The organism is Oleiphilus sp. HI0067, from assembly GCF_001635735.1.
The window spans coordinates 1-700 of sequence record NZ_LWFI01001711.1; the positions used below are offsets into that span (position 1 = coordinate 1).

Genomic DNA, 700 nt, shown 5'->3' on the forward strand with positions numbered 1-700 from the left:
ATTTGGAGGAATATTAGTGAGCGATAAGCATATCATCGTTATAGTTGACGACGAGCAAGATGTGCTCAATTCAATGAAACGCGTTTTTCGGAAATCCCCGTTTGAAGTGCACACCTTTGACTCAGGAGAGAGAGCCGTCGAAGTACTGAAAGATCTAAGGCCAGATCTCATTATCAGTGACATGCGGATGCCTGGGATGGATGGGGCCGAGTTTTTATCGCAAGCAAAAAGCATTGTTCCTGCGGCACCGAGGATTTTACTAACTGGGCAAGCAGATAAAGAAGACACGGTACGTGCGATAAATGATGGTGAGATTTTCGCATTCGTAAGCAAACCTTGGGATAACACAGAGTTCCTAGCTTTAGCAGAAGATGCGCTGGCACGCCGTAATAAAGAGAAAATGAAAAATCGTGCCTTGCATACACTTAAGAAAATGCATGATGAGGTGTCTGAATCAAAAGAAGGCATCGAGCGAGAACTCGCTGAACAATCGCAGGAAAACCAACAAAACAAACAAGCAACTGTAGATGCCTATCTGTTAATGGAAGAAAGCTTTCTGAACCTGCTAGATATGAAGCAACCAGGTCAGAGGGCATTTGCACATCAACTCGAAGAGGTTGTCACCAAACTAGCCGCCCGACTCAATGTTGAGAAAGATGGACTAAAAGTACTGTACCAAGCTTCGCGCTTACATGGGCTC

The 700-nt window shown here is 44.7% G+C and carries 1 protein-coding gene; it reads left to right on the forward strand.

The window, feature by feature from the left end:
- Positions 1-16 precede the first annotated feature (16 nt).
- A partial coding sequence (locus A3739_RS27235; protein ID WP_197472632.1) for a response regulator occupies positions 17-700 on the forward strand: 684 nt, incomplete at its 3' end.